This window comes from Segatella buccae ATCC 33574, from assembly GCF_000184945.1.
Classification (GTDB): domain Bacteria; phylum Bacteroidota; class Bacteroidia; order Bacteroidales; family Bacteroidaceae; genus Prevotella; species Prevotella buccae.
Genome location: NZ_GL586311.1, coordinates 1,158,648 through 1,160,964, shown reverse-complemented (window position 1 = coordinate 1,160,964; position 2,317 = coordinate 1,158,648). Strand labels below are relative to the sequence as shown.

1 protein-coding gene and 2 pseudogenes are annotated in these 2,317 nt (G+C 42.9%); all 3 read left to right on the top strand.

The features are described from left to right. Positions 1-219, top strand: a pseudogene (locus HMPREF6485_RS14340) (transposase); the annotation flags it as partial. 1,070 nt (positions 220-1,289) lie between these two features. Then, positions 1,290-1,751 (top strand): hypothetical protein, encoded by a 462-nt coding sequence (locus HMPREF6485_RS04410; protein ID WP_004344960.1) that lies wholly within the window; start codon positions 1,290-1,292, stop codon positions 1,749-1,751. 99 nt (positions 1,752-1,850) lie between these two features. Continuing rightward, positions 1,851-2,317 (top strand): annotated as a pseudogene (locus HMPREF6485_RS14130) (RHS repeat-associated core domain-containing protein); the annotation flags it as partial.

Genomic DNA, 2,317 nt, shown 5'->3' with positions numbered 1-2,317 from the left:
GGGGGTGGATATCTATTTCACGGACGCATACTCTTCATGGCAGAAAGGGGCTGTGGAGAACACCAACAAGCTCATCAGACAATATATTCAAAAGGGACGGATATAAGTACCGTCACAGACAAAAGAATTAAGATGATACAGGCGAAAATCAACAGAAGACCAAGGGAAAAATTGAACTTTTCAACACCAAAGCAGGAGTTTTACAAATATTATGCGTAATATTGCACTTGCTGGTTGACTCTTTACCATATACTGCAAGGCAGAACGGAATGGAAAAACAAAAGCTGTAAGGATCAACGTTGCAAACAGAAAAACTCTTTCCAAGTCCGAAAGGAAAACCGTCGCTGCTTTAAAAAGAATCATCAGCCATGAAGTGATATGGAATAAAGATTTGGAAAGAATGAATAGAGACCTCATCGTTTTCCCGTTTAGGTTCGAACTCAGGAAAGAATGCCGTTAGCAAGTCGGAAGGACAAGTAAAAGCATTGACTTTAAAACAACAAATAAAACATGAAACAAGGATATTTTATCAAGTAAAGGACATCCCCAAAAATCTGAATTTAAGAAATACAATTATTTCAATGAATTTACCATGATGGGGCGGAACAACAGAATTTTTGTACAAAAGAATACCCGAATAAAAAAATGGAACGTATTAATAAAATCAAAATGGTTTTAGGTCTATGCTGCCTTTTGCTGTGCATAGCATGCAAAGACAATCGAGCCATTGAATTTAACCTGTGTGGTGTAGATGCTTACTATTCAATTGTCACTAAACAATACTATAAGAATGGCAATTTTCTACGTTTAGGATTCGTGGCCAAGAAAGACTGGAGCCCAAGCCATTCTGACACTCTGCTGCGGTTTGAAAATACAAGCCACTTGTCACGTCTTGTGGTTAACTACAAGGATAGTCCGCTTTGTATAGATCCACAAGTGAGCCTATGGCACGTGTCAAATGGTAAGGAGCCCCATGTGTTCTTCTCTTTATCCATAAGGGGAGAAGACTTGAGACGAAGGCACATTGTGTCGTTGAAACCATCGGAAATAGTGAAAGGGCTGTCTATAGACGAATGCAGCTTTGTCACGGACACAGGGGAAAAAGTTGTTTTTCAATTTAAGATGTCCAACGATGTGTATGACCATGTGCGCAGAATGAGACCGTCTGAGGATTATATACTGAAATATAACAGACGGAATCATGTGATGTACAGATATTGGATAAGCGAGCTGGTTCACGTGCACCGTAAAACCGATATAAGATAAATCCCCCTAAACACCACAAAACAATGAAAAAAATCAGATGGATTCTACTATTCTTGGCCGCAGCAGCATGCTTTTTCTATTATGACGTGAAGCGGTATTATGTGGGGCGGAGTTTTTTTGACTACAACCTCCTGCCGATGAACGCCAACACTCTTGCCGCCCGGTGGGGGCCAAAATACAAATGGCACTTCTATTTTATATATGATGATTATGATGGAACCATTTTTGGCTGGGATTCCCGGGCATACAAAAAGTCTGACTTTCAGAAGCATGGATATAAAGCTACCGATTATTTCGTTGTGGGCGACATCGTGGGCTATTACTATAATGACCGTCGGCTCATCATCGTATGCCTGGACGAGAAAGACAGCGTGAGGTGGGTCAGGCCCTATTTCTACAAAGACGATGTTCTCTTTTTAGAAATCAGCAAGCCGGGCAAAGCGGAATTGTCCAAATTAAAGTATGTTGACACGAGCGATGTTTAGAGGTATATATCCTTTGAAGCTCCTGTTTTTATAAGAAAACATGTTCATTCTCACCTGCCCAATATATTCAGGCGGGGGGGCAAATTTTTCCACACGAGTATGAAAGTCAAGTTCGATGAAATATCAGCCGGAACCCCATGCTACAACGGCAATATCAGCAGCCTCACATGGGAAAATGCGGAATACGGGCAAAAGCGTGGGTACAGGTTTACCTACGACCACCTCAACCGCATGGCCAATGCCGCCTATGGAGAGCGTGATGACCTCAGCGACAATGCAGGCCACTACGATGAGACACTCGAATATGACACAAACGGCAACATCACGGGCCTGCAGCGCAGCGGGCTGAAACAAGACGGGCAATACGGCAAAATAGACAATCTGCACCTTTCATACAATGGCAACCAACTGGTGGTGATCAAAGAGGATGCAGAGCCTATATTATATGAAGGGGCGTTCGGCCTGAACGAAAAAGGGGAACATCGGCTCGCCTACAATGGCTGTGGAGCCCTGCAATCGGACGAAACGCGCGGCATCGCCATGATTGAATACGATGCCTGCAACCA